This window comes from Bradyrhizobium sp. LeoA1Lang (assembly GCF_055413685.1).
The window spans coordinates 1-526 of sequence record NZ_JBVAPG010000498.1 but is presented as its reverse complement, the minus strand read 5'-3'; the positions used below and the strand labels follow the sequence as shown (position 1 = coordinate 526).

The following is a 526-nucleotide window of genomic DNA, read 5'->3' as shown; positions in this document are numbered from 1 at the left end:
CGTTCGATCACCTCGCGCGCGTACGGCGACTGCGTCGTCTTGTAGACCTCGACAAATTTGCGGCGGGCGTGAGCAAGACAAAACGCGAGCTGGATCGCGCTGCCATGGCTGCGGGCGAGTGCTTTGTGAGGGTGTCAGAAAGAATGTGTAAGCAGGTTTCTGTGAGTTTACCTTACCGAGGAGACTCACATGACGACCGACACGACCATTACACCTGAACTGCTGGATCAACTGCTTGCTAACTATGAGAAGCCTGAAGACCTCACAGGCGCAGACGGGCTTTTCAAGCAGCTGAAGAAGGCGCTGATTGAGCGGGCGCTTGGTGCGGAGCTGAGCGCTCATCTTGGCTACGAGAAGGGGGACCCGGCCGGCCGCGGCAGCGGCAATAGCCGTAACGGGACCAGCGCGAAGACAATCCTGACCGAGGACGGCGAGATCGACATAGCTGTGCCACGCGACCGGGCCGGCAGCTTTGAGCCGCTATTGATCGCCAAGGGCCAGACCCGTTTCGACGGCTTTGACGACA

At 59.5% G+C, this 526-nt stretch carries 1 protein-coding gene and 1 pseudogene; one reads left to right on the top strand and one right to left on the bottom strand.

Translation table 11 applies throughout. From position 1 onward, the window contains the following. A pseudogene (locus ACZYOF_RS44310) lies at window positions 1-128 on the bottom strand (IS66 family transposase); the annotation flags it as partial. 61 nt (window positions 129-189) lie between these two features. Here ACZYOF_RS44310 and ACZYOF_RS44305 point away from each other — a divergent pair. Continuing rightward, window positions 190-526: transposase (locus tag ACZYOF_RS44305; RefSeq protein ID WP_463719664.1), on the top strand; the 337-nt coding region annotated here is incomplete at its 3' end.